This is a genomic window from Pseudonocardia yunnanensis (genome assembly GCF_039534065.1).
Classification (GTDB): Bacteria; Actinomycetota; Actinomycetes; order Mycobacteriales; family Pseudonocardiaceae; genus Pseudonocardia; species Pseudonocardia yunnanensis.
In genome coordinates this window covers 1-2,652 of the sequence record NZ_BAAAUS010000021.1, presented here as the reverse complement: position 1 = coordinate 2,652, position 2,652 = coordinate 1, and the positions used below count along the sequence as shown (strand labels likewise).

Annotated in this window: 3 protein-coding genes; 2 read left to right on the top strand and 1 reads right to left on the bottom strand. The window is 66.4% G+C overall.

All coding sequences use genetic code 11. The annotated features are described in order from the left end of the window. On the bottom strand, positions 1–717 hold a 717-nt coding region (locus ABD743_RS19750), incomplete at its 3' end, for a cbb3-type cytochrome c oxidase subunit I (protein ID WP_344723600.1). A gap of 652 nt (positions 718–1,369) precedes the next feature. On the opposite strand from ABD743_RS19750, the gene ABD743_RS19745 reads away from it, so the two are divergent. Together ABD743_RS19745 and ABD743_RS19740 are read left to right on the top strand one after the other, a co-directional pair. Beyond that, positions 1,370–2,143 carry an SDR family NAD(P)-dependent oxidoreductase gene (locus ABD743_RS19745; protein WP_344723599.1) on the top strand — a complete coding sequence of 258 codons (774 nt, stop codon included), beginning with the start codon at positions 1,370–1,372 and terminating at the stop codon, positions 2,141–2,143. A 249-nt stretch (positions 2,144–2,392) separates the two neighbouring features. Continuing rightward, positions 2,393–2,652, top strand: a 260-nt coding sequence (locus ABD743_RS19740; RefSeq protein WP_344723598.1) for an alcohol dehydrogenase catalytic domain-containing protein, incomplete at its 3' end; no start/stop codon positions are given.

Here is a 2,652-nt window from a genome sequence, read left to right as displayed (position 1 = left end):
GGCGCCGAGCTGCCGGTCGGCCAGCAGCCCGAGCAGCGCCGCGGTGAGCTCGGGGAACGCGACGAGGATCAGGATCGCGGTGATGAGGATGTTCCAGGTGAAGATCGGCATCCGGAACATCGTCATACCGGGCGCGCGCATGCAGACGATGGTGGTGATGAAGTTGACGGCCCCCAAGATCGTGCCCAGTCCTCCGACGACCAAGCCGACGATCCACAGGTCCGCACCGGCCCCCGGGGTGTGGACCGCGCCGGACAGGGGCGTGTAGGCGGTCCAGCCGAAGTCGGCGGGCCCGCCCGGCGTCAAGAAGCCCGACAGCACGATCAACCCACCGAACAGGAACAGCCAGTACGAGAAGGCGTTGAGCCGCGGAAACGCCACGTCAGGGGCGCCGATCTGCAGCGGCACGATGTAGTTGGCGAAACCGAACACGATCGGCGTCGCATACAGCAGCAGCATGATCGTGCCATGCATCGTGAACAGCTGGTTGTACTGCTCGTTCGACAAGAACTGCAGACCGGGACGAGCGAGCTCCGCGCGCATCAACAACGCCATCGCCCCACCGGCCAGAAAGAACACGAACGACGTCACCAGATACAGGATCGCGATGTCCTTCGGATCCGTCGTCCGCAACATCCTCGCCAGAACCGTCCCCGTGGCCGCACGGCGCACCGGCGCCGCACGAGCACCGACCGGAGCCGCAACAAGCTGCGTCATATCGCCTCCCGGACCAACCAGCCCACTGGATCAAGCGGTCTTCTACGAGCGAGTCCTCGACAGCGGGCACAGGCCTTTGCCGATGGCGCGGCCCGCGGCTACGGGCCCGACCCCGAACCGCGACAGTCTCAGAAGGCCTGATTGCCTACCCCACCGCTGGGAATGGCCATCGGGTCAGGGCAGGACGAGCTGACGTCGCTGGGTCGCCCGGCCGACTATCGCCGCCCACGAGCGGACTGTCAAGTCCATCTTAGCGGCTCGTCGGCACCCGAGATCGATAGCGCACGCGAGGCCGACGACCGATATTTTGTCCCTTATTGCCTGGTCTACCTCCGGTAGACGCGGGCGCTGCCCGGTGTGGACGGGCTCCCAATACTGGACTTGACGGTCCGCATTTTGCCGGGTAGACAGGGCCGCGCGGTCTGGTGAGCATGTCGATCCCCGACGCCGGCTACTGCCGGCGCGTCGCGGGGCCGGCAGCCCATGGCCGGCACCCGGCGCCGGCAGCCGCGTTGACTGCGTAGTCACGCGGCTGGGCGGGTTGTGAACTCAATCGACGACAACGGCGGCACAACACACCTGCCTTCGTGACTAGCAGTTCGTGTCGTCTGTATCTGCGCCTCGATCACGGATCGGCGCGAGAAGGGCCAGAATGATGACCGAGGGTTTCGAAGGTCAGAAGCTCGTTGTAGTCGGGGGCAGCAGCGGTATGGGTCGTGCTGCCGCCCTCAACGTAGTTGCGGGCGGCGGTAGCGCCGTGATCATCGGGCGTGATCGAGGGCGCGTGGAAGACACGGTAAGAGCCCTATCGGCGGGCAAAGTCTGGGGCATCACCGCCGACATCACGCGGCGCGATGAAGTGGAGAATGTGCAAAAACAGCTGGCGGAGGAACATGCGGACGCCACGCTCCTGGTGAACGCGGCCGGGTTCTTCATCCCGCGCGACTTTGTTGACTACGACCCGGCCTTCTATGACTCCTACCTCGAGCTGAATCGTGCGCTGTTCTTTCTGACACAGACCCTGGTGAACGGAATGATCGCGGGCGGTCGGGGCGGTTCGATCGTGAACATCGGGAGCATGTGGGCGCATCAGGCGATCGGTCTCACGCCCTCGGCCGGGTACTCGATGGCCAAGGCCGGGCTCCACGCGCTCACCCACAACCTCGCGATCGAGCTCGCCTCGCACGGCATTCGCGTCAACGCAGTCGCGCCGGCGGTCGTCGCCACCCCACTGTACGAAGGGTTCATCCCGGCAGAGCAGGTGCAGGAGACGCTCGAAAGCTTCAGCGGGCTGCATCCGCTGGGGCGGGTCGGCTCCGCGCAGGACGTCGCCTCGGCGATCACCTTCCTGTTGTCCGGTCAGGCGGCCTGGGTGACAGGCGCGATCCTGAACGTCGACGGCGGGGTCATGGCGGGCCGAAACTAGGCCGCTTCAGCGGTACGAGCACCGGGGCGTCCGATGTCACGGGACCTTGCGGCAACCCTGGACCGGGGCCGCGGTGGGGCCGGGCCGCACGAGCGATCCGGCCCCGCTCGTCACGGCGGTGGCACCCGGATACGGCACGGTCAGCTGCCGCGGAGACACCGTCCGACGATTCCAGAGAGAAGCCTCATGACTGCTCAGCGGCTGCAATCGTGACGGCAATCAACGACACGAGAGGAGGGCCGAGATCCCATGGGATGCATGATGGCGTTGCGGGCGCACACCCAGGGTGGTCCCGAGGTGCTTATCTACGAACCTTCGCCAACGCCGACCCCGGGCCCGGGTGAGGTGCTGGTCAGCGTCGACGCGGCGGCGATCACGTTCGACGAACTGAGCTGGCCCGAGACGTGGGTCGTCGGCGGTGTCGACCGCACTCCGGTCATCCCGTCTCATGAGTTCTCCGGGGTCGTGGTCGACGTCGGCGACGGTGTCAGCGGGCTCTCGGTCGGTGA